Below are 25,142 nucleotides of genomic sequence, written 5' to 3'. Positions count from 1 at the left end.
CCCATTGGCTCAGCCAAAACGACGAAGCGTGGCCGGCAACTGATACTGATAGACTTTTTGCTGGCCCGGCAGCTGAAAACTCAGCGCTACTGCTTGTAAACCAAGACCTGCCGGGTCCTGATTTTGCTCACCATATCTGGGGTCTCCCATCACGGCATGACCAATAGCGGCAAAATGACGGCGAATCTGATGTTTACGGCCACTAATTAGCTGAATATCCAGCAGACTGTGGTTGGCATCGTTTTGCTGTGCACAAAGCTTAAAGCGGGTTTCACAGGCTTTGCCATCCAGCTTTTGCCGGATCACCCCTTCTTCCAGAAGCGCCTGGCTTAGTTTGCCACGCACCAGTACCTGATAACGTTTATCCATCAGCTGCTGTTGCATCAGCTGACTGAGCGTTGTGGCCATTTTGGCACTATGTGCCAGCAACATTAAGCCACTGGCTTCTCTGTCCAGCCGGTGAATTAAAAATACCGCTCTGTTGCCAAGTTGTTGTTCGGCAAAACGTAGCAAACTCAGATGATCACCCCATTCGTTGCCCTGAGACAACATACCAGGTGGTTTGTACCACAGGCTGAAATGACGTTCGTCGGCCAATAACACCGCCGGCTCACACTGGCGCGACAACAAATCATCATCATAATTGAGCTGTAATAAATCGCCGGCTGCGACCGGACTCTGCGCCCGGCGCAGGCGTTTTTGCTGTTTACCACGCCGCCAGATCACAGCGCCTTTATTCATCGCGTCTTTAAGCCGCCCCTTGGACAATTCCGGCACTGCAGCCGCCAGCAGATCTGCGGCTAGGCCGGCGGTTTCCACCTTAATTTCTTTGCTAATTTTCATCCGATTTCCACACAGCAGCGCCTGCTGACCTCAAAGCTCAGCCTGCACCAGAATAATTCAGGGGCTATTCAGCCATCTCAGCTCAGGATCATATCAAAGCCGCCGGAGATATGCCTATGAAAACCCTGAGTTCAACCTTGTTATTGGTACCTTTATTTGTGGCCAGCCTGAGTATTCAGCAGCTTTATGCGGCTGAAGAGTTGCAAAGCCCGCAGCAAACCACAGAGCAACATCTGGCCGCCAGTGAAGTTGCTGCTGCTGCCAAAAATGCTCCGGCGCCTGCTACCGACAGCCGCAGTATGGCGACCACTCAGGCTTATCAAAGCAGTGCCTGGTTTCAGACGATTGATCTCACCTTAAAAAGAGATTTGAATAACAACGGTTTTTACTCCCTGCTTTATGCGCGTTTTGATGCTCACACCACTTACAGCAGTCAGCCGGTTTATGCCATTTACGACCTGATCAGCAGCAATGGTGCGGTACGACGTATTCATACCAGCTCCATCTTTACGCTTTATGGCCAGAGTTCACAGGACTGGTTTGCAGTAGAAACCAATCTGGTCAGCTTGCCGCGTGACTATTACAAACTGAAAATTCAGCTGGTTGATGCTCAAAGTGGTTATGTGCTGGCCGAAATGTCCGGTTATGACAATGCGACGCTGGACAGACTGGCACTGGAAGATCAAAGCAGCGACAACTACAGACCAGTGGTGGTGGTGCATGAAGAAAGCGGCGGTAGTTTTGGTATTTTGGCGCTGCTCGGCTTAAGCTGTGTTTATCTGTGGCGAAGGAAACAACAAGTTGTTCAGAATAGTAATGTTACTCAGTACCTTGCTGCTCAGCATACCGCTTCTGGCAGCAACGGAATTTCAGCTGAAACAAGGGGAAACCAGCACAGAATTTAGTTATCTGCGTCCGCCCCAGCCTCCCCTTAGTTTTTCGTTAGAAAACGCAAAAATGCAGAGCCAGCACAGTATCAGGAAAAAATATTCTGCTGAGCTGGCCGAGCTGCATGTCCGGCATCAGTTGTTGCTGCAGTCAGTGAAGCTGCAACAACGTGGGGTAAAAATCCGCTTATCCCCAAGCAATCTGCCGCTCAGTGTCACAGTGTCAGGTGCCGATCTGACGCAGGTCGCCAACATCCGCAACCAGCTGGCGGCCACGCAGCAGCAGGCGTATCAGGGCTATCTGCAGCGGGATTACCTGTATTTGTTAACAACTCCCTTGGGTGAAAGTTATGTGATCCCGGACCATGTGCGTATCATGCGCGAAAATTTGCCGGTACTGCAGCCGGTGGCGGCCAGTTTTGTCAGCCTGTATGGCCGCAACAATATCCGCAAAATTGCCATGCAGCTGGCCTATTGGCTGCAACAAATCCCTTATCAGAATTTGTCAGACAGGCGCGAGTCTGCAGGTGCCGGTTTTTTAACACCGGTGCAGATGCTGCAGGCCAATCAGGGAGACTGTGATAGTAAGGCGGTGGTGTTTGCCACAGTGCTGCGCAATATTTTCCCGAAACTTGGCATCGCCATTATTTATTTTAACGACCATGCCGTGATTGCCGCTCAAATTCCGGCTATTGATAATGAATTAACGGTGGATTTAAAGGGCGCCAGTTATCTGGTGCTGGACCCGACAGGGCCGGCGCAACTGCCACCAGGCAAGCTGAATCCACCTTATGATGTCCAGCTGAAAAGTCGTCAGTTCAGTTACCGGCTGTTTTGATCCGGCGCTTTATCACGCAGCTGTTCTACCTGATGAAACACCTCCAGCCAATCCGCCGGAATATGCCGTACCCCCTGCGGGTCGCCACGGCCGAGCCTTTCCACATGCACCAGAAAACGCTGGAAAGGAGCCAGTACCTTGGTGCGGAAACGGCGCCGGCAATACCACCAAAGCAACAATAAGCTGACCAGATACAACATAAAATGGCCAAATAAGTCACCCAGCTCCGCCAGCGCAGAACGTGCATCTGCCGGTTCCAGATGCAAAGTCAAAGGCAAAATATTCAGGGTTCTGAGCCTGTCGCTGTGATGCAACAGTTCAGTGTCGGCCTCTGTCATCACCTGGCCTTGCGCCACAGCCAACAAAGGCTCACCAATGTCATTGAGCAACTGAATGGTGCTGTCCTGCTGGCCTTTGGCCACCCGCTGTAACATGGCGGCCAGATCAAAATTAACGACCAGCTCGCCCAGCGGCTGCCCATTCTGACTCAGCGGTACTGACAACATAAACACTGTTTCGGCGGCTTTGAGCCGGTGCAGTCTTAGCTGCTGCTCAGTTAACTTTGACACTTGCTCTTTTTGTTGCCAGAACAGCTGCGCTTCCAGTTCAAGGGCGGCCGAACGTTGCTCAACCGGCACATACCAGACGCCGGACTGAGACAAATAACTAAACTGTTTGATACTGGCAGAGGTGCGCTGTGTCAGCTTTAACTGAGGTAACAGGCTGTTTAACATCGATTTTTCTGCATCAGACAGCTGCAGACTGCTGTCCGAAGGGCGCAGCGACCATTGTTGGCCTGGCAATACAGCTGGTGCTTCGTTTTGCAGCAATAAGCTGGCCTCTGCATCCTGCTTGAGTACCTTAAGCAGATGCACAACAGGCGCCAGCTGATGCTCCAGATCTTCAGCAGCCGACAACAGCAAATGCTGGCGCTGAACAATGCGCTGGTTGAGTGCCATAAAATAATCGATGGTCGCCGCAGCAATAGCCAGACCAACCACCAGCAACAGCGTATATAACCGCGCTTTTTTATATTCGTTATAAAGTGGATTCATCCGTTATTTTTCCTGTTGCAGCCTGAGGTTGCTGCGCTCTGAGTTGGTATAGTTGCCGGCTTAGTGTTGCAGCACCTGTTGAAATTTGCCAGTAACAACAAGCATTTGGCAGTGCAATTTCATCTCTGCCCTGTTCACCGTACCACAGCAGCAAAGCAGGTTTAGGGCTACTTTTCAGCTGCTGGTACAAAGTGGCAGGCAGCAAATAAAGATCCTGATGCAAATCCCCCTCCGGCTCTGGCCAATGCCTGATCACTCTGGACTGATAAGGCAGGTTGAGCAGCTGCTGCTCCAGATACCACAACAATAACGGATCTGGCTGATACAACCAGAGGGTGGGCAGAGGCTGACTGATCTCTCCTTCGTCTTTTGTACCAAGCGCCACCGCCAGTTGCGGCAACACCACAGGTTTTGCCAGCAACTGCACAGCAGGCAATGACGGTTGCCACTCTGATGGCTTGCGCACACAAAACAACACCCGCACCTGCGGAAAATAACGGCGCACCACTGTCGCTATCTTCGGCAACAAGCTGTGATCGGCACCGGCAAAACTTTCATCAATCACCAGCTGATCCAGCTGCTGTGTCCCGTCATGGCACCAGGCCACCAATTGACTGGCGTCATCCATCGGCAATAAGTCATAACCGAGCTGACGCAGCATCCGGTTATATAACTGTCGTGACGGTCCAGGCGGACACAACAACATCACCCGCCCGGATAATTGTGGCATGATTTGAGGGGCAGCAACCGGTTCCGGCAATTCGTAGTGAAATTCCAATACCTGTTTATTGCCATGCGCAGGATCTGAGTGCCCTGAAATATGGGCCTGACACCAGAGCAGCAGCTGTTGCAACTGTTGGTAATCGGTGGCAACGCCCTGCCCTGTTGCCGCAGGCTCCAGTAATTGCAGCCACTGGCTGTCGGTCAGTGCATCGCCCTGATCCAATAATTCCAGCCTGAGCTGATGATTGGCTGCTACCAGCAATCTGAGCTGGCACGGCTGCGACCCAAGCCGCTGCCGGGTCAGTAATAACCAGAGTTCAATGGCACGAAATAGCGCCTGTTTGGCCAGCAGCACTACAGCAGGCACTTCACTGTTCACTTCCAGCAGACAATCCAGTTGTTCGTCCTGTTGCATCAGTTGCCTGAGCAACTGCGGCAGTTCAGTGCTGAGTTCGCAGGCATACACAGCATCAAGCCCGGCGTCATCCTGCGGCTGGTTTTGCAGATAACTGCGGCTCAGCTCAGCCAGTCTTTTATTATCCGGCTGCTGCAACCAGGCTTTTAACAGGGCATTGGCGGCCGGTAATCGAGGATCTGGCGTGGAAGCACTCTGGTGCTGCGAAGGCACAGCTGCGTCTGCGCTAACATCAGCTGCAACTTGCTCACAAAGCTGCGCTTCTGCCGTGGTGACTCTGTCCGGGGTCGGCTCGTCGTCAAGCTGTACTGTGGTTAAATCACCTGTCACTGGTGGATCAAAATCATGTAACAGCCATTGATCCTGTGCCGCCTGACTTGCCATCAGTGCCTGCTGGCGCTGATTCAGAGAACGGTTTAAATACCAGAACATCAGCAACAACAACACCGTCAGCGCACTCAGTGCTGCCAACAGCTGTTGTTTTAGCAGTTTCAGCGGTTGCAGCATCAGATTGGCATCCTGCTCTGACACCAGATAGAGCTGCCAGCCGGGGAGCCAGCGCCAGGCCGCCAGCGTTTTGCGGCCCAGATAATTCTGATAGGGTTTGAGTAACACACCTTCGCGTCGCTGTTTCAGCGCTGTCACCACAGCACTTTGTGGCCAGGCCCCCGCGTCCAGATAAAGTTGCCGGCTAAATAACAGGTTCTCCGGCGGCCTGCGGGCAAACAGCTGTAACTGCTGATGCTCTGCCTGTGCGTCCAATCCAAGCCTTGGCAACAACGACTTCTGATAACGGCTGCGGCTATATAGCTGTGCCTCATTATCCAGCAGCAGTAACTCACCGGCCGAACCACCTGATGCCATCAGCTGCTGAAACTGGCCTTGTAAAATACTGGCATCAAACCACAATACCAGCTGCTGATTATTTTGCTGTACCTCAAGCGGTAACACCCAGAGTTTCGGCAAGACCAGCGGTGGTAAAAAACTGCTTTGCTCTTTACTGCTAAAACGGGTCTGGCTGAATAACTGCCTGGCCTGACTGGAGCTGAATCTTAACACTTTGCCGTCGTTGTCCAGCACCACATAAGCCAACAAAGGGTCGGGCCATAAAATCCGCCGAATCCTGTCGTCCAGCTCTTGCAGCGGGTCCAGTATCGGGGTGTTTTCGGCTGGAGGAAGTAAGGTTGTTTGCAGATAAGACAGGTGCAACTGATAACCCTGCTGCCAGTCTTGCAGCAGGGCATCGGCTTTATCGAGTTGGGCAATCAGCTCAGTTTTTTTTTGTTGCAGATGCCAGTTACCGTTTTGCAGCCACAACCAGTAACCGCAGCTCCAGATAAAAACCAGCGACAATACAAGGACTAAACCAGACCACGAAAACAATTTCACCAGGCTTCCACTTCCTTTATGTGAACAGAGTGACTAGCCTAGCGGATCAGTCACTCAAGTCAACCTGTTTACAAATTGGCCTCAGCAAAAGAAGCCAGCCTGCTGCGCACCACACCGTTTAAGTTGATGGTGGTACTGCCTTCAAAGTTTTTAAAGCGCTCCACAATATAAGTTAAGCCTGAGGTCACGGCAGTCAGATAGTTGCTGTCAATTTGCGACAAATTACCCGAGCAAATCAGCTTGGTGCCCTCACCACAACGGGTAATAATGGTTTTCAGCTGAGCTGCAGTGAGATTCTGACATTCATCCAAAAGCACTATGGCGTTCTGAATACTGCGTCCACGCATAAAGTTCACCGACTTAAACTGGATATTGGCTTTATCCATAATGTATTGCACGCTGGCATGGGGATGTTCATCGGTTTTATGTAACACTTCCAGCGAATCAGTAATAGCCGCCAGCCAGGGCGCCATTTTCTCTTCTTCTGTCCCAGGTAAAAAACCAATAGATTCAGCAATTTCCGGTGTATTTCGCGTCACGATAACTTTGTCGTACAACCCCCGCTCTATCACCATTTCCAGCGCGGCAGCCAAAGCCAGCAAGGTTTTGCCACAACCGGCAGGTCCGGTCAGAATCACTAAATCCATTTCCGGGTCGAGTAAGGCATTGAGCGCCATCGCCTGATAGACATTTTTGGGATGTACACCCCAGGCTTTTTTATGCATCAGCCGCTCAAAACCTAAATCCAGCACTTTAATCTCGGTGTCGGAAATACCGACCACCCTGCCGGCAAAAGTTTCGTGTTCATCCACCAGATATTCATTGATGTAGGGGCTGGGTAACACAGCTTTGGGTAAATAATGATAGGTTTCCCGGCCTTCATTAGCGCTGCGGCAGTCTTTGATTTGGCTCCAGAAATCGCCCGGTACCTTAAAATAACCTTTATATAAAAACCGCACGTCATCAATCAGCTGGTCGGTGCGGTAATCTTCCACCAGTTTCAGGCCAGCACCTTTGGCTTTCAGGCGCATATTAATGTCTTTGGTCACCAGTATCACTTTAACCGGTGCTTTTTCCCGCTGTAAAAACAACGCAGTATTAATAATCAGATGATCGTTTTCTCCACCTGGTAAACCCGGGATTTGATCAGACAAATGATGGTCGTTCACGATAAACAAATGGCCGTGCTCTTTGTTTTCCAGCGGTGCCGGCAAAGCCACGCCCTGCATCATTTGTTCGGGGCTGGCATCTTTAAGCACATCCTCTAAGGCACGAATGGCCACCCTCGCTTCACGGCTGACGTCTTTGTGTTTGTCTTTGATATGGTCTAATTCTTCTAACACTGTCATGGGGATCACAACGTCGTGTTCTTCAAAGTTCAGGAAGGCAAAGGGTTCGTGCAGCAGGATATTGGTATCAAGAACGTAGATTTTTTTTTCTTTGCTTTTTCTTCGCGCCATATGCAGCTCCTTAGCGTGGACCAGCGTACAAAAACTTCGCTGTTGTTTTAACTTTAGAGCAAGAATCCGGAGCAAGGATGACAATTGCATGACAGATTTTCAGCTATACGAAAAAAATCCGTTGTGACAGATGAAGTTTGGGTCTTTTCTTAGTACCATGCAGCCCCTTTTTTAGAGTGGTATCAAACATGATGAAATTTGCACTTGGGCAACGTTGGATCAGCGATTCAGAATCAGATTTAGGCTTAGGCACCATAGTTGGTATTGAAGGCCGGATGCTGACCTTGTTGTTCCCGGCCAGCGGCGAAACCAGGTTGTATGCAACAGCTGAAGCGCCCCTGACCCGAGTGCAGTTTAACCCGGGTGATACCATTAAAAGTGCCGAAGGTTTTAGCCTTGTTGTTGATACTATTGAAGAAAAAAACGACACCCTGATTTATCACGGCCACAGAACCGACAATGGTGAAGCCGTCAGTCTGCGCGAAACTTTCCTTGATCATTTTATTAGCTTTAACCAGCCGCAGGACCGCCTTTTTGCCGGCCAGATTGACCGCTTTGAATGGTTTACCCTGCGTTATCACAGCTGGCAGCATATTCACCGTCAGCAACAAAACCCGTTCCGGGGCTTAAGCGGCGGCCGGGTCAGCCTTATTCCACACCAGTTATATATTGCCGACGAAGTAGCCAAACGCCACGCGCCACGCGTGTTGTTATCGGACGAGGTGGGTTTGGGTAAAACCATTGAAGCCGGCCTGATTATTCATCAGCAGCTGATTGCCGGTTTAGCCCAGCGTGTGCTGGTGGTGGTGCCTGAGTCCTTAATGCACCAGTGGCTGGTAGAAATGCTGCGCCGTTTTAACCTGAAATTTGCCATTTTTGATGAAGAACGCTGCACCGAAGCCAAAGCCGACGGCGGCAATCCGTTTGAATCTGAGCAGCTGGTGCTGACTTCACTGGAATTTTTCAGCCGGAAAAAAAGCTGGCACGAAGCAGCCACAGAGGCGCACTGGGATTTATTGGTGGTGGACGAAGCGCACCATTTGCAGTGGAGCGAAGAGAATCCAAGTACTGAATACCAGCGCATTGAAGCTTTGGCGCAAGACACGCCAGGTGTGATTTTATTAACAGCAACGCCGGATCAGCTGGGCCATGAAAGCCATTTTGCCCGCTTGCGGTTACTCGACCCGAATCGTTTTTACGATTATCAGGCCTTCCTCCAAGAAGAGCTGCAATATAAAGAAATTGCTGATTTAGCCAAACAGGTGCTGGCCGATGACGCCTTAACAGCTGACGTGGCTAAAGCGCTGCAACAGCGTATTGCCGAAACTGATATATCCAAAGAGCTGGCGCTATTACAACAAGCAGGCAACAGTGAAGAAAAAACCGCAGCACAGCAGTCGGTGATCCGCCAGTTGCTGGACCGTCATGGCACAGGCCGTATTTTATTCCGTAATAGCCGCAGCGCTATCAAAGGCTTCCCAAAACGTCAGGCGCATTTGTTGCCTTTAACTTTGCCAGAGCAATATCAGAACGCCATTAAGGTGCAGCAGGCATTTAACGGCAGTCAAAGCGATTTGCAAAAAGCCAGCGCTCAGCTGTTTCCGGAGCGGATTTTCCAGGAATTTGAAGGCAGTAAATCCAGCTGGTGGCAGTTTGACCCGAGGGTTGAGCTGTTAATCGAACGCATTAAAACCAATAAATACAAAAAGTTTTTAGTGATTTGTGCCCACGCCGACACCGCCATTGCGCTGGAAGAGGCGGTACGGGTGAAAGAAGGCATTCGCGCTGCGGTATTCCACGAAGGGATGAGTATTGTTGAACGCGATAAAGCCGCCGCTTATTTTGCCCAGGACGACAACAGCGCCCAGGCGTTAATTTGTTCGGAAATTGGCAGTGAAGGCCGTAACTTCCAGTTTGCCCATCATCTGGTGTTGTTTGATTTACCTTTGAACCCGGATTTACTGGAACAACGGATTGGCCGTCTGGATCGGATTGGCCAGCAACATGACATTCAGATTCATCTGCCGTATTTTACCAATCACCCGCAGCAGATTTTGCTCGACTGGTACCATCAGGGTTTACAGGCGCTGGAGCAAACCAGCCAAACCGGCCGTGCTGTGTATGAAGAAGTGAAAGATGAGTTGTTAGCCCAACTGGCGGCAAAAGAAGCAGATCAGACAGCTGTTGCAGCCTTAATCAGTAAAACCCATCAATTAAACCAGGCACTGAAACAAAAATTAGAGCAAGGCCGTGACAAGCTGCTGGAAATTAACTCGGCAGGTGCCGGCCGTGCTGAACAAATTGCCGCCGCTATCGCAGCTCAGGATGATGAAACCACCTTGCCACTTTATATGATTAAAGCCTGGGATATTCTGGGCATTAATCAGGACGATCGCAGTGACACCAGCATCGTATTAACGCCATCAGAACAAACCCAGGGTCATTATCCTGGCCTGGAAGATGACGGAGTTTCTGTCACCTTCGATCGCAAAACAGCCTTGGCTCAGGAAGATATCCAGTTTTTAAGCTGGGATCATCCGATGGTGCAAGGCACGCTGGACATAGTCACCAACGACTCTATGGGCAATAGCTCAGCCGCCATTTTATTTAACAAACAACTGCCGGTCGGCAGCTTTTTTGTCGAATTTATTTATGTGGCTGAAGCCAGTGCGCCGGCAGAACTGCAGTTAGGCCGTTATTTACCGCCCACCCCTATTCGGTTGTTACTGGAAAAAACCGGCAAAAACTTAGCGCCGAATGTGCCTTTTGATAACTTTAACCGTCAGCTCAAACCGGTTGGCCGTCAAACAGCCGCTAAGCTTGTAGGCGCGTTACAAAGCACTATTCATCCGCTTATTGCCAAAGCCGAAGCTTATGCCACGGCGCAGCTGGCGCAAATTCAGCAGGATGCCCAGCATAAAATGACCGAAGCTTTGCAGGCGCAAATCAGCCGTTTAACCGCGCTTCGGGCCATTAATCCGGCGGTACGGCCGGAAGAAATTGCCCATCTGCAGCAGATGCAAACTGAGCTTGCTGACTACATCGGCAAAGCGCGGCTGAAGTTTGACGCTATCCGGGTGATAGTGGCCAGTCACGAGTGAGCCAATTCACGCTGCTTCGGGAACCCTGTTAATGCTGTTGGTCTATGAACCGCCCATGTCGCCCTATCTGGATATTTTGTATCAGGATGAGCAGCTGCTTATCCTGAATAAACCCAGTGGATTACTGACGGTACCGGGGCGTTTGCCGGAACATCAGGACAGTCTGGAGCTTAGGGTACAAAGGGTATTTCCAGAAGCGCGCATAGTGCACCGCCTTGATATGGCCACGTCCGGCATTGTGGTGATGGCGCTTGGCGCCGACAGTCAGCGCCATTTAAACCTGCAGTTTGAGAAGCGGCAAACCGAAAAACACTATATTGCCCGTCTGGAAGGCAAAGTGCCGGTGGCTTGCGGCTCGGTAGAACTACCGCTGATTTGCGACTGGCCGAACAGACCCAAACAAATGGTGTGTTTTGCGCGGGGCAAAAAAGCCCTGACCCATTTTTCCGTACTGGCGCAGGACGAACACAGCAGCACCGTCAAACTGATCCCGGTGACCGGACGTTCACATCAGCTCAGAGTGCATATGCAGTGGCTGGGGCATCCCATTCTTGGCGATAAGTTTTATGCGTCGCCCCAAGGTTTGGCCGCAGCGCCGAGACTGCAGCTGCACGCAGCTTATCTGGCGTTGTTTCATCCGCTGGATGGCCGCTGGCTGGAATTTCACTGCCCTTGCCCTTTTTAAGTCAGCAGAGGTCATACAGAGAATTAACCTCAGATTCATTTTCAGCTGTTATGCTGCCGCCGCTTTCGCAACCTATTGCCATACAACTGAAATAAACTAGAGCGAAATTTGTTTAATCAGGACAAATCAAATAAAATTAGCCGGTTGGAAAAAACACCCCTTAAGGAGATACGGATGAAACTTAAAACTAGCGCAATTGCCGTTTTGGCAGCTCTTCCCCTGATGTCGTTTGTAGCATCTGCGGCTCCAACTGCAGAACAGTTACAAGATCGGGCTTTTGGTTCTTTATTTTATGAATATTATGCACCAGACAGCGACAAAACCCGTTCTGCTGAATGGCAAGGTGTAGACAATGGTAACGGTATCGGCCTGAACCTGGGTTACCGTATCAACAAAGCATGGGCAATCCGTGCTGAATACGTGCGTCAGGATCTGGACTCTGCGTTCAGCAACAACGATGTCGAAGGTAACCGCGTTGGTGTGGACCTGATGTATCACGTTGACAGCCTGCCAGTCTATGTTGTGGGTGGTGTGAAGAACTTCACCACAGGCCGCAGTGCTTCTGCAGCCAACATCGGTATCGGTGCTAACCTGTTTGCTACTGACGATCTGGCTCTGTTTGTTGAAGCCAACCGTTACCAGGGCATCAGCAAGTCATTTGCTGACGCTGGTGTAAAACTGGGTGCGACTTACCACTTCGGCGCGGCACCTGCTGCTGAACCAACGCCTGCACCTGAACCAGCTCCGGCACCGGCTCCGGTCATTGGTGATGCGGATCAGGACGGTGTAACTGATGATAAAGATCAGTGTGCTAACACGCCAATCACTGACAAAGTTGACACTGTAGGCTGTTCAATTTTCACTGAACAGTCAGTCAGCATCGCACTGAACGCTCAGTTTGATAACGACTCTGCTGTTGTTAAACCTGAATACCATGCTGACATCGAAAAACTGGCAAACTTCTTAAAACGTTTCCCAAATACTGATGTTGAAATTGGTGGTCACGCTTCTAACGTAGGTAAACCAGCTTACAACATGGCGCTGTCACAGCGTCGTGCTGACGCTATCGCTGCGGTACTGGTTAACCAGTTTGGCATCGAATCTTCACGCGTAAAAGCTGTAGGTTACGGTGTAACTAAACCACGTGCTGCCGGTAACACTGCTGCTGCTCACGCGGTGAACCGTCGTATCGAAGCCACTGTAACTGCTTCAGTCAAAGAAGCTGTTCAGCGTTAATAGTTCTTTGAATCTTAAAAAGCCGCCTCTGGGCGGCTTTTTTTTGTCTGCGATAAAATTTTGTTATCTGTTGTCCTTTGGTACAGCCGAACACTGTCATATCAGCATTTTGCCACTGAAGCCCGCCACAACAAATCACCGCAAAAGCCTAATCTGATTTAAGTTTATTCTGCTTTGGCCGATACTAACTGCAATCACCTAAAGCCGGACTTGCCTGATGCTAAAACCAATCACAGCAATGCTGAGTTTGCTTTTCTATTGCAGCCCCCCTGTTATCGCCGCTGAACTTGCCGCCAGCAGCGAAAGCCTGCACACCCAGGATTTACAACGTCAACTGGCCAGCGCTGAATTTTCACCACTGCAGGCGGGTGAACAACAATTTATGACTTTGTATAAACCGGCCATGACCGCTTTTAACAAAGGCACTGTGGTGTTGCTGCCGGACTGGTCGCAACATGCCGCCAGTCCGCGCATGATCAATCTGCTCCGGCAACAACTGGTTGATTACGGCTGGAATACGTTAAGTGTGATGGTGCCCGACCCGCTGCCAGTCACTGATGCCGAGAATTTATTAACTTATCAGAATGAACTGTTATTACGCTTACAGGCAGTGATGAGCAAAGTGCAGAACAAAACCGGCAGTGTGGTGGTTGTGGCTCAGGGCAGCAGCGGTGCAGTACTGAATCAGCTGTATCAGAGCAGTGAGCTGCCAAAACCTGATGCACTGGTGCTGCTGAGCGCTTATCTCGCCGAGCCGGCACTGAATGATGCTGTGTCGCTGGCACTGGCCAAACATAAAATCCCGACTCTCGATATTCAGCAGCAACAGGACAATGCTTTTGTACTAGCCAGCAGCAAACTGCGCCAGCAACTGGTGCGTAAACATATTAAAGAGCTGTACCGGCAGCGGCTGTTGCCAGGCTCCATGGACGATGCGCTCAATCAGCAGTGGGTGTTTAATGAAATTAACGGCTGGCTTAGCTATTTAGGTTATTAGTTATTCAGAGAATTGGTTAGGCAGGCGACCAGCACAGGAGCCGGTAGCCCCTGTGCTGGCATTGATTATTTTTTAAAACGCTCCACCAATTGATACAAAGATTCGGCATTGCGCTCCAGATCGCTGCTGACCGCTGCTGCCTGCTCACTGTTGTGGTAGCTGTCACCGGCTAAGTCGGCAATACGACTGACCTGACGGTTAATATCTTCAGACACATGGGCCTGTTCTTCCACCGCCACGGCAATCTGATGCCCCATTTTGGCAATAATATTTACCGCATCCATAATGCCGCTTAACATCTGCTCGGTTTCCTGCACCTTAGCCACCCCTAACTCTGTGGCATGAATACCATCATTGGCGGCCGAAACTGCCGCCGAAGCGCCAGTTTGCAAATTATTAATAATCACCTGAATTTGTTTGGTTGATTCCTGAGTGCGTTGTGCCAGATGCCGCACTTCATCGGCCACCACGGCAAAACCACGGCCCTGATCGCCGGCCCGGGCTGCTTCTATCGCCGCATTGAGCGCCAATAAATTAGTTTGTTCGGCAATTTGCTGAATAATTTCAGCAGCCTGAGTAATGCTGGAGGTTTGAGTCGCTAAGTCTGTTACTGCATTTGAAATCGCCTGCACTGTACGCGCCAGGGCATTAATCGCCTCTTTGGTTTGTTGTGCCACCATCCGGCCCTGACAAGTCAGCTCATTGGCATTGGCCGCCTGATTGGAGGTGAGCTGAACGTTTTGCGCCACTTCAGCAATGGTATGGGTCATCTGGTTCATTGCTGTGGCCGTCTGATCTGTTTCCTGCTGCTGCGAGCTGATTGAGCCCAAAGTGGCTTCAGATAACTCATGGGCTTGCGCCGACTCTTTTGACGCTAATAACGCAGCATCTTCCAGCCGGGTTAATACGGTGCGAAGATGCGCCGCTTCAGTCACCAGTGCCAGTTCCAGCTGGCCCCAGCTGTCTGATTTGCCGGTATACACTTTACTGGCGACCGGGCACAAAAACGGATTACTGAGTTGCGCTTTTAGCTGGTCCCGGGCTCGTTTGGTGCCTGACTTTTCCATCCATAACAAGGCCATACTGCTGGCTGCCGCTGCCACGCCTGCACCAAGTTGCCCTAACCAACTGGCCGCAGCGACAGTCACCAGCAGCACTGCGGCGGCGGCCACGGGGATTTTGGCGACCTCAGGCAACCAGGACTCCACCGGTTTTTTCCCTTGCTGCACCTGCCGGTAAACTTCTTCGGCTCTTTTTACCTGTTCCGCTGTCGGCTTTACCCGCACCGACTCATAACCCACTACTTTGCCCTGCTGCAAAATAGGGGTTACATAAGCATTCACCCAATAATAATCACCATTTTTACAGCGATTTTTCACCACGCCCATCCAGCATTTGCCAGCGTTTAAATAGTCCCACATCCCGGAAAACACTGTTTCCGGCATATCGGGATGGCGCACCAGATTATGGGGCTCACCTATCAACTCTTCGCGGGTAAAACCACTGATATCAACAAAAGCATCGTTACAATACTGAATAATGCCGCGCACATCGGTTGACGAAATCAACCTTTGTTCGGCTGGAAAGGTACGTTCTCTGGAGGTGACAGGTAAATTCTGGCGCATGGTAGGCAATCCTTTGTAAAGCCAATAAATTTGTGAAGCCAATAAAAAAGTACCGATTTTAGCACTACGGTACTCTGTACCGATAAATCTAGATCAGCGTTTTGTCATTGCAAGGAGAAAAATGATTATTATTTATACTGTTATCATCCATCTGACCGCAGCGCCCAAGCTGCCGTTTTACCGGTTACCATGTTAGGATCTGCGCCTTATCCCGCTATCTTTTTGAGGTGATTATGTTTGCGTCCAGTCCGGTGTTCAGTACCGTTATTTTGCTGTTACTGAGCAATATTTTTATGACTTTTGCCTGGTACGGCCATCTGAAACACCTCAAGGGTTCGGCCATTTATATTGCGGTGCTGGTGTCCTGGGGTATCGCGTTTTTTGAATATATGCTGATGGTGCCGGCCAACCGCATTGGCTCGCAGGTGCTGTCGCTGGCGCAGCTGAAAATATTGCAGGAAGTCATTACGCTGTCGGTTTTTATTCCGTTTGCGCTTTTGTATATGAAAGAGCCGTTTAAATGGAATTATGTGTATGCTGGTTTGTGTTTATTAGGGGCGGTGTATTTTATGTTTTATCACAAGAGTTGACGTCAGCATTAACACAAGAGGGCAAAGCTGAGATCCGAACCCAATATTGCAGGGGAGCACAGCGGCTGACCCCCTCTGCAATCTGAATTTTTTATTAACTGCGGTTTTGTTTAATCATCTCGTAAGCGGCCTGAATATCCTGCGTTTTACGTTTAGCCAGTTCCAGCATTTCTGCCGGCAGGCCCTGCGACATCAGTTTATCCGGATGATGCTGCGCCATTTGTTTTTTATAGGCTTTTTTCAGTTCGCTCTCGCTGCAATCGGGTTTAACCCCTAACAATTGATAAGCGTCCTGCAAGGTATCGGATTTGGCTGCAGCCTGGCGCGGCCTTTTGGCAAAACGCGCTTCTGCCTGATAACGCCCAAGCAAGTATTGCAGTCTGCTGGCCGAAATCGACAAAGCATCGGCCAGTTGTTGCAATAACCGTTCTTCAACCGCACTTAAATGCGCGTCGACATAAGCAATGCTGATCTGAATTTCTAAAAACAGCTGCAATAAATCCGGCCGCCAGCGATAACTTTGTTTGAGCAAGGCCAGCTGTGCCAACAGCGGGAAATCCGCTGCCTTGCCTTCACGAAAAGCTCTTTGGGCTTCCTGCTGCTGTTTGCTGTTCAGCCCAAGTTGCTGCATAAACTCGGTGGCTTTATCAATATGAGCGCTGGTCACCACACCATCAGCTTTGGCCAGATGCCCCATCACGGCGAAGGTGCTGTACATAAACACGCCTTGCGCTTCACTGTTATCTTTTTTCAACGCAGCAAAACCACCCGAGTCCTCAAAAGAGGAACGAAGACTGCGATCAAACCAATGCCCTATCAATAGCCCAAGCAGCAAACCCGGCCATTTAAACAAGGCCATGCCAAACATGGCACCCAGCAGTTTTCCCCACATCAGCGCGCCTCCTGCAGCAAAGCCAGCTGTTGCTCTGCCTGAGCCAGCCGCTCTGGTGTGCCTATGTCGGCCCAGAAGCCATTATAAAGTTCACCACCGACCTGCCCCTGTGTCATGGCCTGACGTAAAAACGGCGCCAGTTTTTGTTTGCCAGCCGGCACCTGGGTAAAAAACTCCGGCCGGTACAGGCCAATACCACTGAATGTCCATTGGGACTCACCTTGTGGCAACACCAATGCAGTGCTGTGATCAAAAGCAAAATCACCCAGCGGATGCTGCGGCGGGTTTGGCACCAGCACCAGATGGGCTGTTTGCTGCACCGGCAACTGCCTGTTGAGCCTGCTAAAAGGAAAATCAGTCAGCACATCACCATTCACCACCAAAAAAGGCTCAGTACCCAATAAAGGCAGGGCTTTTTTAATACCACCAGCAGTTTCGAGGCCTGTTTCACCTTCTGCTGAATACTGCAGCTGCACACCAAACTGGCTGCCATCACCAAGCTGCTGTTCAATCAGCACCCCCAACCAGGCATGATTAATCACGATCTGGCGGATACCGGCTTGGGCTAAGGCTTCAATATGGTGAACAATCAGGGGTTTACCCGCAACCGGCAACAAAGGTTTGGGTAAATGATCGGTCAGAGGCCGCATCCGTTCGCCACGGCCGGCAGCCAGGATCATGGCACGCATCTGTTCACCTCATCAAAACGTGGTTGAATTTTTTGTTGTAACAACAAAGAAAACTCTGCAAATTCAGGATACAAGGCGGCAGTATCCGTCACATAAGCCAGTACCCTTGGCAAATCGGGCAGATAACCAGCCTTATTATCTCTGTGATAAAGCCTGGCAAAAATGCCACAGACCTTGATATGACGCTGTAGCCCCATCCAGTCAAAACTTCTGGCAAAACGCTGTTTGTCCCAGTCCGGCCCCAATTCACCACTGGCCTGTAAAGTGGCAAAAAACTCATCACGCAGGGTGGCAACCACGGCGTCCGGCCAACGCAGATAACAGTCTTTTAATAATGACACAGCGTCATAACTGACAGGCCCTTGCACCATATCCTGAAAATCAATGACGGCAAGCTGGTTATCCGGCAACACCATCAGATTGCGGGCATGAAAATCCCGGTGCATGCCGGCCTGAGGCTGTGTCAGGGCTTCATCAGCGAGCAGCGCAAAACAGCGCTCCAGCACTTTCAACTCGTCAGAGCTGAGTTCGAGCTGCAGATGCACCAGACAAAACCAGTCGATAAATAACTGCATTTCACGCAGTAAAAAAGCACGGTCAAATAGCGGCAAAGCGCCCTGAGCTGTGGCTCTGACCTGCCGGATTGGCCTGAGCAACGCCAGTGCCTGTTGATACCAGTGCAACAAAGTGTTGTCATCAAGTGCCGACAGCAATAAACGATCGCCTAAATCTTCAAGTAAGATCAAACCGTTGGCCAAATCATTTGCCACAATGGCCGGCACTCTAAGCCCTGCTGCAGCCAGCGCCTGTTGCACAGCAACAAAACGGGCACCATCTTCCAATGTGGGCGGGGCGTCCATCAGTACATAAGGCCGCTGCTGATGAAACACCCGAAAATAACGGCGGAAACTGGCATCACCACTCAGTGGGCTTAGCTGGTAATCCTGATCTGGCCAGACGCTGTCTAAAAAACTGCAAATAAAAGTCATACGATCCGGCACTTTTTACTCCCATCAGGTCAAAGTGCGCACTATATCTGATTAGCAACAACCATAAAATTGCTTTATCATGGCCAACCTGCTGTTTTTGCAACAATGCAACTGCAGCAAGGCTTCTACTCTGAGACTGCGGGATGAAACGAACTTTATTAAATCAATGGATACTGCTGGCGATCGGTGGTGCTGCTGCGCCATGGTTTTCGCATGCCACCACACCAGTACTGCAGTGCTACCCCAAACCCGACTTGCCGCCCATACTGGCCAGCCTCAATAAAAACGACAATCAGCTGCGCATTGACTCAGGCCGGGCTGAACTGATTGGCAACCAGATAGCGGAATTTAGTGACACAGTACAGCTCACTTACCGCGATACTTTATTAACTGCACCCAGCGCCCGTTTTAGTAAACCAGAGCAGAGCATGTCCGCCGACGGTGGCATCAGTTATTACAGCTCTATGCTCAAAGTGAGCAGCAGCTCGTTCAGCGCCTTGCTCGCCGAAAACAAAGTCACGCTGCAGGATGCTGAATACCGCTTTTTAGGCCAGGCCGGCCGCGGTTATGCGGCGCAAATGTCAGCTTCAGATCAAAGTGTTGAGCTGAATCAGGCCAGTTTTACCACTTGTCCGGATGGTGATAACGGCTGGGCTTTAGAAGCTGAAAAAATTCAAATTAATGCCGATGATGGCTGGGGCGAAGCCTGGAATTCCTTTGTGAAAATCAAAGGGGTGCCGGTATTGTATCTGCCTTATATGACTTATCCGGTCAGCAATAAACGCAAAACCGGCGTGTTATTTCCCAATATCGGCAGTTCACAAAAACTCGGGCTCGATGTCGCCCTGCCTTATTATCTGAACCTGGCCGACAACTACGACGCCACGCTCACGCCCCGTTATATGAGCCAGCGTGGCACACAGCTGAACTCTGAATTCCGTTATCTGACCGAAGCGCACCGTGGTTCTTTGTATCTGGAATATCTGGATAAAGACCAGGAAAAAGCGGCAGACTTTGGTGCCCGTTATTTATCTCATGTCAGCCATCTGGCTGATTTTAGCGATCGCTGGCGCGCCAGTGTCGATTTTACCGACGTCAGTGACGATGCGTACCTGACAGAGCTGGGTTCCGCCATCAATAACCAGAGTGATACTCAGCTGTATCGCCAGGCCAATCTGAGTTATTACGGCGACTATGTGCATTCTGATATCCAGCTGCAGGGTTTTGAAATTCTGGGGAACTACAACAAAGCCTTTAGTGCTTTACCCCAGTGGGATTTTAGTTCAGCCAAGCCGCTGCAGCTTACTGAGAATGTTCAGCTGCTGTGGGCCGGTCAATATGCCCATTTTGAGAATGACGACCTTTACAAACGCAGCGCAGATCGGGTGCACCTGGAACCCACAGTGCGGCTGCCGTACAGCACACCAGCACTGGAACTGACCTTTGAAGGCAGTTTGCTGCATACCTATTATCAGCAAAAAACCACTGAGCCTGGTGTAGTTCTGGATGAATCGGTCGCACGCAGCCTGCCGAAACTCAGCCTGAACGGTAAACTGAATTTTGAGCGTGACACCAACTGGTTTGGTCAGGATTCAGTGCAAACGCTGGAACCCCAGCTGCAATATTTGTATATCCCGTTTCGCGATCAACGCAATATTGAACTGTACGACACTGCCAGATTACAGGACGACTATTCGGGTTTATTCCGCCAGAACCGTTATTCAGGTCTGGATAGGATCAACGACGCCAATCAGCTGACACTGGGCTGGACCACCAGAGTGTACGACGCCAACGAAACCGAACGCTTCAGGTTCAGCATGGGTCAGATTTTGTTTTTGGCCGACCCAAAAACCCCGGCTTTGCTGGATCCCTCTGACAGCAATACAGATCCGCAGGCTATTTCAGCCACTGAATCCATTTTTGCCGCCGAGACTTTAGTGCACTGGCAACAGAACTGGTTCCTCAATGGTGGTGTGCAATATGATGCGGAAAATAAACGGATGGTGAAAAGTAATGTCACGCTGGATTATCGCAGTGATGATAAAAAACTTTTTCAGTTGAACCATAGATACAGCCGTTATGTCTCAAACACCGAAATTGCCCAGCTTGGTGCACTCGGCACTATGCCGATTGCCGACCAGTGGCAGGCAGTTGCCAGTTATTACCGTGATATCAATAATGACCGGATGATTGAAGCCAATATTGGTCTGCAATACGAATCCTGTTGCTGGGCTATCCGGCTGGTTGCCCGCCGTCAGATTGAAACCAATCTGGAGTTGTTGGTGAATAATCCAAACAATCCGGTGAAACTGGACAGCGGCATTGCGTTACGTTTTGTGTTAAAAGGATTCGGTGATTCAGCCGGATTTGATGTGTCAGATATGTTATCCAGCGGCATCTTCGGATATCGCCGCCCTTATTTACTTAATAATTAATGTGGAAATTTATGAAGTTACAAAAGTTGATTGCTGTTGCCGTAACAACCTGCTTCATGCTGAGCAGCCAGGCTGCCGAAACAAAAGTTGATGCAGTTGCCGCTATTGTCAACAACGGTGTGGTGCTGGAAAGTGAAGTAGAGGATATGGTGGCGCGGGTGAAAAAGAATGCCGCCGCCCAAAACCAGACACTGCCTTCTGACCGTGCTTTGCGCACTCAGGCGCTGGAGCGACTGATTCTGAACAATCTGCAAATGCAAATGGCCAAGCGGATGGGGTTACAAATCACAGATCCGCAACTGGATGAAACTATTGAAAATATCGCCAGAGAACAAAAAATGACGGTCACCCAGCTGCGCGCGCAGGTGGTGCAGGAAGAAGGCAGTTATGAATTGTTCCGCGAGCGGCTGCGCGAAGAGATCACCACAGGTGAAGTACTGCGTGCCAACGTACAACGCCGTATTTATGTCAGCCCGCAGGAAGTTGACACTGTGCTGAAACTGATGGAACAACAAGGCGCCAGTAACGAACAATATAATATCGGCCATATCCTGATTGCACTGCCAAGTGAACCGAGCGCAGAGCAAATGAAAGAAGCTGAAGACAAAGCGAAAAAGGTGATGGAATTATTGCGCTCCGGCAGCGACTTCAAAAAACTGGCCATTGCATCTTCTTCTGCAGAAACAGCGCTGGAAGGCGGTGATATGGGCTGGTTGAATATCAACGAAATGCCAACCTTATTTGCCGATCAGGTGCGCGGTAAAAAGAAAAAAGATCTGATTGGACCGCTGCGCTCAGGTGCTGGTTTTCATATTCTGACCATTTTTGATATCAAAGGCACTAACGTCGTGGAGTTTGAAGAAGTCAACGCCCGCCATGTGCTGATCAAGCCGTCGATTATTCTCAGCGACGAAAAAGCCAAAAATATGCTGACCACTTTTGTGAAAGATTTTAAAGCCGGTAAAGCCGATTTTGCTGAATTTGCCAAAACCTATTCTGAGGATCCGGGCTCCAAACTCAAAGGTGGCGAACTGGGCTGGGCTGATCCGGCCAAATATGTAACCTCATTCCGTAACACACTGGCTACCTTGAAAAAAGGTGAGATCAGTGAACCTTTTGCCTCTGAATTTGGCTGGCACGTGATCCAGTTGCACGACCGTCGCACTGTGGACGCAACAGCAGAGAAAAAACGTGAGCAGGCGACCCGGTTAATCTTTAACCGCCGTTATAACGAAGAATCCAGTAACTTCCTGCGTGAACTTCGTGATCAGGCCTTTATTGAAATTGTGGCGGAAGCTGAATGACATTACGTATCGGCATTACACCTGGCGAACCCGCCGGTATAGGGCCGGATCTGGTGGTTCAACTGGCGCAACAGAGCTGGCCGGTTGAGCTGGTGGTCTGCGCCGATCCTGCAGTGTTAAGCCAAAGGGCAGCCCAGCTTGGGCTGCCGCTCACCTTGTTACCCTATCAGAGCGAACAAGCTGCCAAACCGCAGCAAGCCGGTACTCTCACCATCGCCGCTTTTCAAGCCCCCCAACCCGTGGTTCCCGGCGTGCTGAATGAAAATAACGGTCATTATGTGGTGGATACACTGCGGTTTGTCGGGGAAAAATCAATAAGCGGTGAATTTGCCGCTATTGTGACTGGCCCGGTACACAAAGGCATTATCAATAAAGCCGGTATTCCTTTTAGCGGCCATACCGAATTTTTTGCCCAGCAGTCAAACACACCTTATGTGGTGATGATGCTGGCGACCGAAGGGCTTCGTGTGGCGCTGGCCACCACCCATATTCCGTTGGCTTATGTGGCCAAGGCCATTACCCGCGAGCGGCTCCAACAGGTGCTGCGTATTTTGCAGCAGGATCTGCAGCAAAAATTTGCTATTGCCAAACCCCGGATCTATGTCTGTGGTCTGAATCCGCATGCCGGTGAAGATGGTCACCTCGGCCGCGAAGAAATTGATGTGATGATCCCGGCCTTAAACGAGCTTCGCGCCGAAGGTATGGATCTCATTGGGCCTTTGCCTGCCGACACCCTGTTTCAGCCCAAATATCTTGACAATGCTGACGCTGTGCTGGCCATGTATCACGACCAGGGCTTACCTGTGCTGAAATACAAAGGTTTTGGCCGCTCGGTGAATATCAGCCTGGGTTTGCCCCTTATCCGCACTTCCGTCGATCACGGCACTGCATTGGACTTAGCCGGCAGCGGCAAAGCCGATGCTGGCAGTATGCTGCATGCCCTTGATCAGGCAATATTTTTAGCGACTCAATCGAAATTATCTCATGAATGATAAAGTACATTTAGGCCATACGGCCCGTAAAAGATTTGGCCAAAACTTCCTGCACGACCCTGTGGTCATTGAACGTATTGTCAAAGCCATAGCGCCAAAACCCGGTGATCATCTGGTTGAAATCGGCCCTGGCCTTGGCGCTCTGACCGAACCAGTGGCTGAGAAAGCCGGCCATTTAACAGTGGTAGAACTGGACCGTGATTTGGCGCAGCGCCTGCGTGAACACCCTGTGCTTGCCGACAAACTGACCATACATCAGGGTGATGCGATGAAATTTGATTTCAGCACCCTGGTGCCAGCTGGCGGCAAACTGAAAATTTTTGGTAACTTGCCCTACAACATCTCTACCCCACTGCTGTTTCATTTGTTTGAATTTACCAATCACATTGAAAACATGCACTTTATGCTGCAAAAGGAAGTGGTAGAGCGTATGACCGCAGGCCATGGTTCGAAAACTTATGGCCGCTTAAGTGTGATGACACAGTTTTTCTGCCACGCCATGCCGGTGGTTGAAGTGGGCCCTGGTGCTTTTAAACCTGCACCAAAAGTAGATTCCGCTGTGGTGCGGCTTATTCCGAAAAACGACAGCGAGCGTGACGGTGTGCCAGTGGCTGTGCTGAACCGCGTCTGTCTGGAAGCCTTTAACCAGCGCCGTAAAACATTGCGCAACTGTTTCAGCAACTTTGCCAGTGCAGAGCAGATTGAAGCTTTGGGTATAGATCCATCGTTAAGACCGGAACAATTGCCGGTCAGTGAGTTTATCCGTATTGCCAAGTGGTTATCGCAACAACCGGATGTAAAACATGACTGAGCGTTATTCCATTCCTATTCAGGTAGACACTTTTTACATTGAAAATCAGTCGGATGAAGCGGCAAATCGCTTTGTGTTTGCTTATACCATTACCATCCGCAATAACAGCCCGGAGCAGGTGCAACTGTTACGCCGTTATTGGTCTATCAACGACGCTAATGGCAAAAACTCTGAAGTTTACGGCGACGGTGTAGTGGGTGAACAACCCATACTGGCGCCCGGCAGCAGCTACAGCTACACCAGCGGTGCCGTACTGGAAACTCCGGTTGGCACTATGCAGGGCCACTATGAAATGAAAACCGAATCCGGTGAGATGTTTAACGCCCCTATTCCGGTGTTCCGTCTGGCTGTGCCTAATATTCTGAACTGACAATGCCAAGATATGTGATTGGAGATGTGCAGGGCTGCTTTGAACAATTGCAGCAACTGTTGCTAGCGATCAATTTTAACTCTGACCGTGATCAGCTATGGTTCTGCGGCGATTTAATCGCCCGCGGCCCACAGTCACTGCAAACCTTACGTTTTGTCAGAGATCTGGCCGACAACGCCATCACAGTGCTTGGCAATCACGACTTAAATTTTTTAGCCTCGTTGCATGGTTATGGCAGGATAAGTCCCGCTGATCAGTTACAGCAACTGCAACAGGCGCCCGATCTACATCAGCTGGCCGACTGGCTGCAACAACAACCGCTGATGCACTTTAATAGTCAGGAGCAACTGCTGCTGGTGCATGCTGGTTTAGCTCCGGGCTGGAGTTTGCCAACAGCCCTCAGTGCAGCAGCAGAAGTCAGCCAAAGCCTTACACAGAATCCAGCTATGTTATTCAGTCAGATGTATGGCAACCAGCCCGATTTATGGCAAGATGCCGCCGATGAGGCTGCCCGCCATCGTTTTACCATCAATGCTTGCACCCGGATGCGTTATTGCTTGTCTGATGGCAGGCTTGAATTAAAAGAAAAAGGTGAAGTGTCAGCAAACCCGGATTTAATCCCCTGGTTCGAGTTTTGGCGCAATACACCGCACCCAACCATTTTTTTTGGTCACTGGGCTGCACTGCAGGGAAGATGCGATGTGGAGCAGATCCATGCGCTTGACACAGGTTGTGTCTGGGGTAATTCTTTGACGGCCTATTGTATTGAATCGCAACGGCGTTATAGTGTAGTTGGATATAAAAAACAACTATAAT

Annotated in this window: 21 protein-coding genes; 13 read left to right on the top strand and 8 right to left on the bottom strand. The window is 50.3% G+C overall.

Annotation, left to right across the window (positions count from 1 at the left end; genetic code table 11):
- Positions 1-9 precede the first annotated feature (9 nt).
- Positions 10-843 (bottom strand): RluA family pseudouridine synthase, encoded by an 834-nt coding sequence (locus N3Z11_RS02660; protein WP_260655589.1) that lies wholly within the window; start codon positions 841-843, stop codon positions 10-12.
- Positions 844-959: 116 nt separating this feature from the next.
- Here N3Z11_RS02660 and N3Z11_RS02655 point away from each other — a divergent pair, with 116 nt between their 5' ends.
- Positions 960-1,748, top strand: a complete 789-nt coding sequence (locus N3Z11_RS02655) for a choice-of-anchor H family protein (RefSeq protein WP_260655588.1) — start codon at positions 960-962, stop codon at positions 1,746-1,748.
- Positions 1,645-2,568, top strand: coding sequence for a hypothetical protein (locus tag N3Z11_RS02650; protein ID WP_260655587.1), 924 nt, complete (start codon positions 1,645-1,647; stop codon positions 2,566-2,568). The genes N3Z11_RS02655 and N3Z11_RS02650 overlap by 104 nt, the downstream gene beginning before the upstream one ends.
- Here the strand turns inward: N3Z11_RS02650 and N3Z11_RS02645 are convergent.
- From N3Z11_RS02645 to N3Z11_RS02635, 3 genes are all read right to left on the bottom strand, one after another.
- Positions 2,553-3,623: a hypothetical protein gene (locus N3Z11_RS02645; protein WP_260655586.1), complete on the bottom strand. Its 1,071-nt coding sequence runs from the start codon at positions 3,621-3,623 to the stop codon at positions 2,553-2,555. The two genes, N3Z11_RS02650 and N3Z11_RS02645, sit on opposite strands and share 16 nt — an antisense overlap.
- Positions 3,607-6,150 (bottom strand): hypothetical protein, encoded by a 2,544-nt coding sequence (locus tag N3Z11_RS02640; protein WP_260655585.1) that lies wholly within the window; start codon positions 6,148-6,150, stop codon positions 3,607-3,609. Before N3Z11_RS02640 ends, N3Z11_RS02645 begins: the two co-directional genes overlap by 17 nt.
- A gap of 68 nt (positions 6,151-6,218) precedes the next feature.
- Positions 6,219-7,610, bottom strand: a complete 1,392-nt coding sequence (locus N3Z11_RS02635) for a PhoH family protein (RefSeq protein WP_260655584.1) — start codon at positions 7,608-7,610, stop codon at positions 6,219-6,221.
- A 188-nt stretch (positions 7,611-7,798) separates the two neighbouring features.
- Between N3Z11_RS02635 and rapA the strand changes: the two genes are divergently transcribed.
- The 4 genes from rapA to N3Z11_RS02615 all read left to right on the top strand — a co-directional run bounded on the left by rapA (position 7,799) and on the right by N3Z11_RS02615 (position 13,629).
- Positions 7,799-10,711, top strand: a complete 2,913-nt coding sequence (gene rapA / locus N3Z11_RS02630) for an RNA polymerase-associated protein RapA (protein ID WP_409566847.1) — start codon at positions 7,799-7,801, stop codon at positions 10,709-10,711.
- 31 nt (positions 10,712-10,742) lie between these two features.
- Positions 10,743-11,396, top strand: coding sequence for a pseudouridine synthase (locus N3Z11_RS02625; RefSeq protein WP_260655583.1), 654 nt, complete (start codon positions 10,743-10,745; stop codon positions 11,394-11,396).
- Between the two features lie 174 nt (positions 11,397-11,570).
- Positions 11,571-12,632: an OmpA family protein gene (locus N3Z11_RS02620; protein ID WP_260655582.1), complete on the top strand. Its 1,062-nt coding sequence runs from the start codon at positions 11,571-11,573 to the stop codon at positions 12,630-12,632.
- Positions 12,633-12,849: 217 nt separating this feature from the next.
- On the top strand, positions 12,850-13,629 hold the full coding sequence (locus N3Z11_RS02615; protein WP_260655581.1) for an alpha/beta hydrolase family protein: 780 nt from the start codon (positions 12,850-12,852) through the stop codon (positions 13,627-13,629).
- Positions 13,630-13,694: 65 nt separating this feature from the next.
- Here N3Z11_RS02615 and N3Z11_RS02610 read toward each other — a convergent pair whose 3' ends face one another.
- Positions 13,695-15,254: a methyl-accepting chemotaxis protein gene (locus N3Z11_RS02610; RefSeq protein ID WP_260655580.1), complete on the bottom strand. Its 1,560-nt coding sequence runs from the start codon at positions 15,252-15,254 to the stop codon at positions 13,695-13,697.
- 233 nt (positions 15,255-15,487) lie between these two features.
- Between N3Z11_RS02610 and N3Z11_RS02605 the strand changes: the two genes are divergently transcribed.
- Entirely contained in the window at positions 15,488-15,844 is a 357-nt protein-coding gene (locus N3Z11_RS02605; protein ID WP_260655579.1) for a DMT family protein, read from the top strand.
- Positions 15,845-15,938: 94 nt separating this feature from the next.
- On the opposite strand, the gene djlA is transcribed toward N3Z11_RS02605, so the two are convergent.
- The 3 genes from djlA to N3Z11_RS02590 are packed head-to-tail and all read right to left on the bottom strand — an operon-like array spanning position 15,939 to position 18,426.
- Complete coding sequence (gene djlA, locus N3Z11_RS02600) at positions 15,939-16,736, bottom strand: co-chaperone DjlA (protein ID WP_260655578.1); 798 nt, start codon at positions 16,734-16,736, stop codon at positions 15,939-15,941.
- Positions 16,736-17,425 (bottom strand): N-acetylmuramate alpha-1-phosphate uridylyltransferase MurU, encoded by a 690-nt coding sequence (gene murU / locus N3Z11_RS02595; RefSeq protein WP_260655577.1) that lies wholly within the window; start codon positions 17,423-17,425, stop codon positions 16,736-16,738. Before murU ends, djlA begins: the two co-directional genes overlap by 1 nt.
- Positions 17,413-18,426, bottom strand: coding sequence for an aminoglycoside phosphotransferase family protein (locus N3Z11_RS02590; RefSeq protein ID WP_260655576.1), 1,014 nt, complete (start codon positions 18,424-18,426; stop codon positions 17,413-17,415). The genes murU and N3Z11_RS02590 overlap by 13 nt, the downstream gene beginning before the upstream one ends.
- 131 nt (positions 18,427-18,557) lie before the next feature.
- On the opposite strand from N3Z11_RS02590, the gene lptD reads away from it, so the two are divergent.
- The 6 genes from lptD to N3Z11_RS02560 are packed head-to-tail and all read left to right on the top strand — an operon-like array spanning position 18,558 to position 25,141.
- Positions 18,558-20,849, top strand: a complete 2,292-nt coding sequence (gene lptD / locus N3Z11_RS02585; protein WP_260655575.1) for an LPS assembly protein LptD — start codon at positions 18,558-18,560, stop codon at positions 20,847-20,849.
- An 11-nt stretch (positions 20,850-20,860) separates the two neighbouring features.
- Positions 20,861-22,153: a peptidylprolyl isomerase SurA gene (gene surA / locus N3Z11_RS02580; RefSeq protein WP_260655574.1), complete on the top strand. Its 1,293-nt coding sequence runs from the start codon at positions 20,861-20,863 to the stop codon at positions 22,151-22,153.
- Positions 22,150-23,145, top strand: a complete 996-nt coding sequence (gene pdxA / locus N3Z11_RS02575) for a 4-hydroxythreonine-4-phosphate dehydrogenase PdxA (RefSeq protein WP_260655573.1) — start codon at positions 22,150-22,152, stop codon at positions 23,143-23,145. Before surA ends, pdxA begins: the two co-directional genes overlap by 4 nt.
- On the top strand, positions 23,138-23,956 hold the full coding sequence (gene rsmA, locus N3Z11_RS02570; RefSeq protein WP_260655572.1) for a 16S rRNA (adenine(1518)-N(6)/adenine(1519)-N(6))-dimethyltransferase RsmA: 819 nt from the start codon (positions 23,138-23,140) through the stop codon (positions 23,954-23,956). Before pdxA ends, rsmA begins: the two co-directional genes overlap by 8 nt.
- Entirely contained in the window at positions 23,949-24,326 is a 378-nt protein-coding gene (apaG, locus tag N3Z11_RS02565) for a Co2+/Mg2+ efflux protein ApaG (protein ID WP_260655571.1), read from the top strand. The genes rsmA and apaG overlap by 8 nt, the downstream gene beginning before the upstream one ends.
- Before the next feature lie 2 nt (positions 24,327-24,328).
- Positions 24,329-25,141 carry a symmetrical bis(5'-nucleosyl)-tetraphosphatase gene (locus tag N3Z11_RS02560; RefSeq protein ID WP_260655570.1) on the top strand — a complete coding sequence of 271 codons (813 nt, stop codon included), beginning with the start codon at positions 24,329-24,331 and terminating at the stop codon, positions 25,139-25,141.
- The last annotated feature ends 1 nt before the right edge of the window (position 25,142 follow it).

This window comes from Rheinheimera sp. 4Y26 (genome assembly GCF_025245835.1).
In the GTDB taxonomy this organism is placed as follows: Bacteria; Pseudomonadota; Gammaproteobacteria; order Enterobacterales; family Alteromonadaceae; genus Pararheinheimera.
This window is presented reverse-complemented; position numbering and strand designations above follow the sequence as displayed.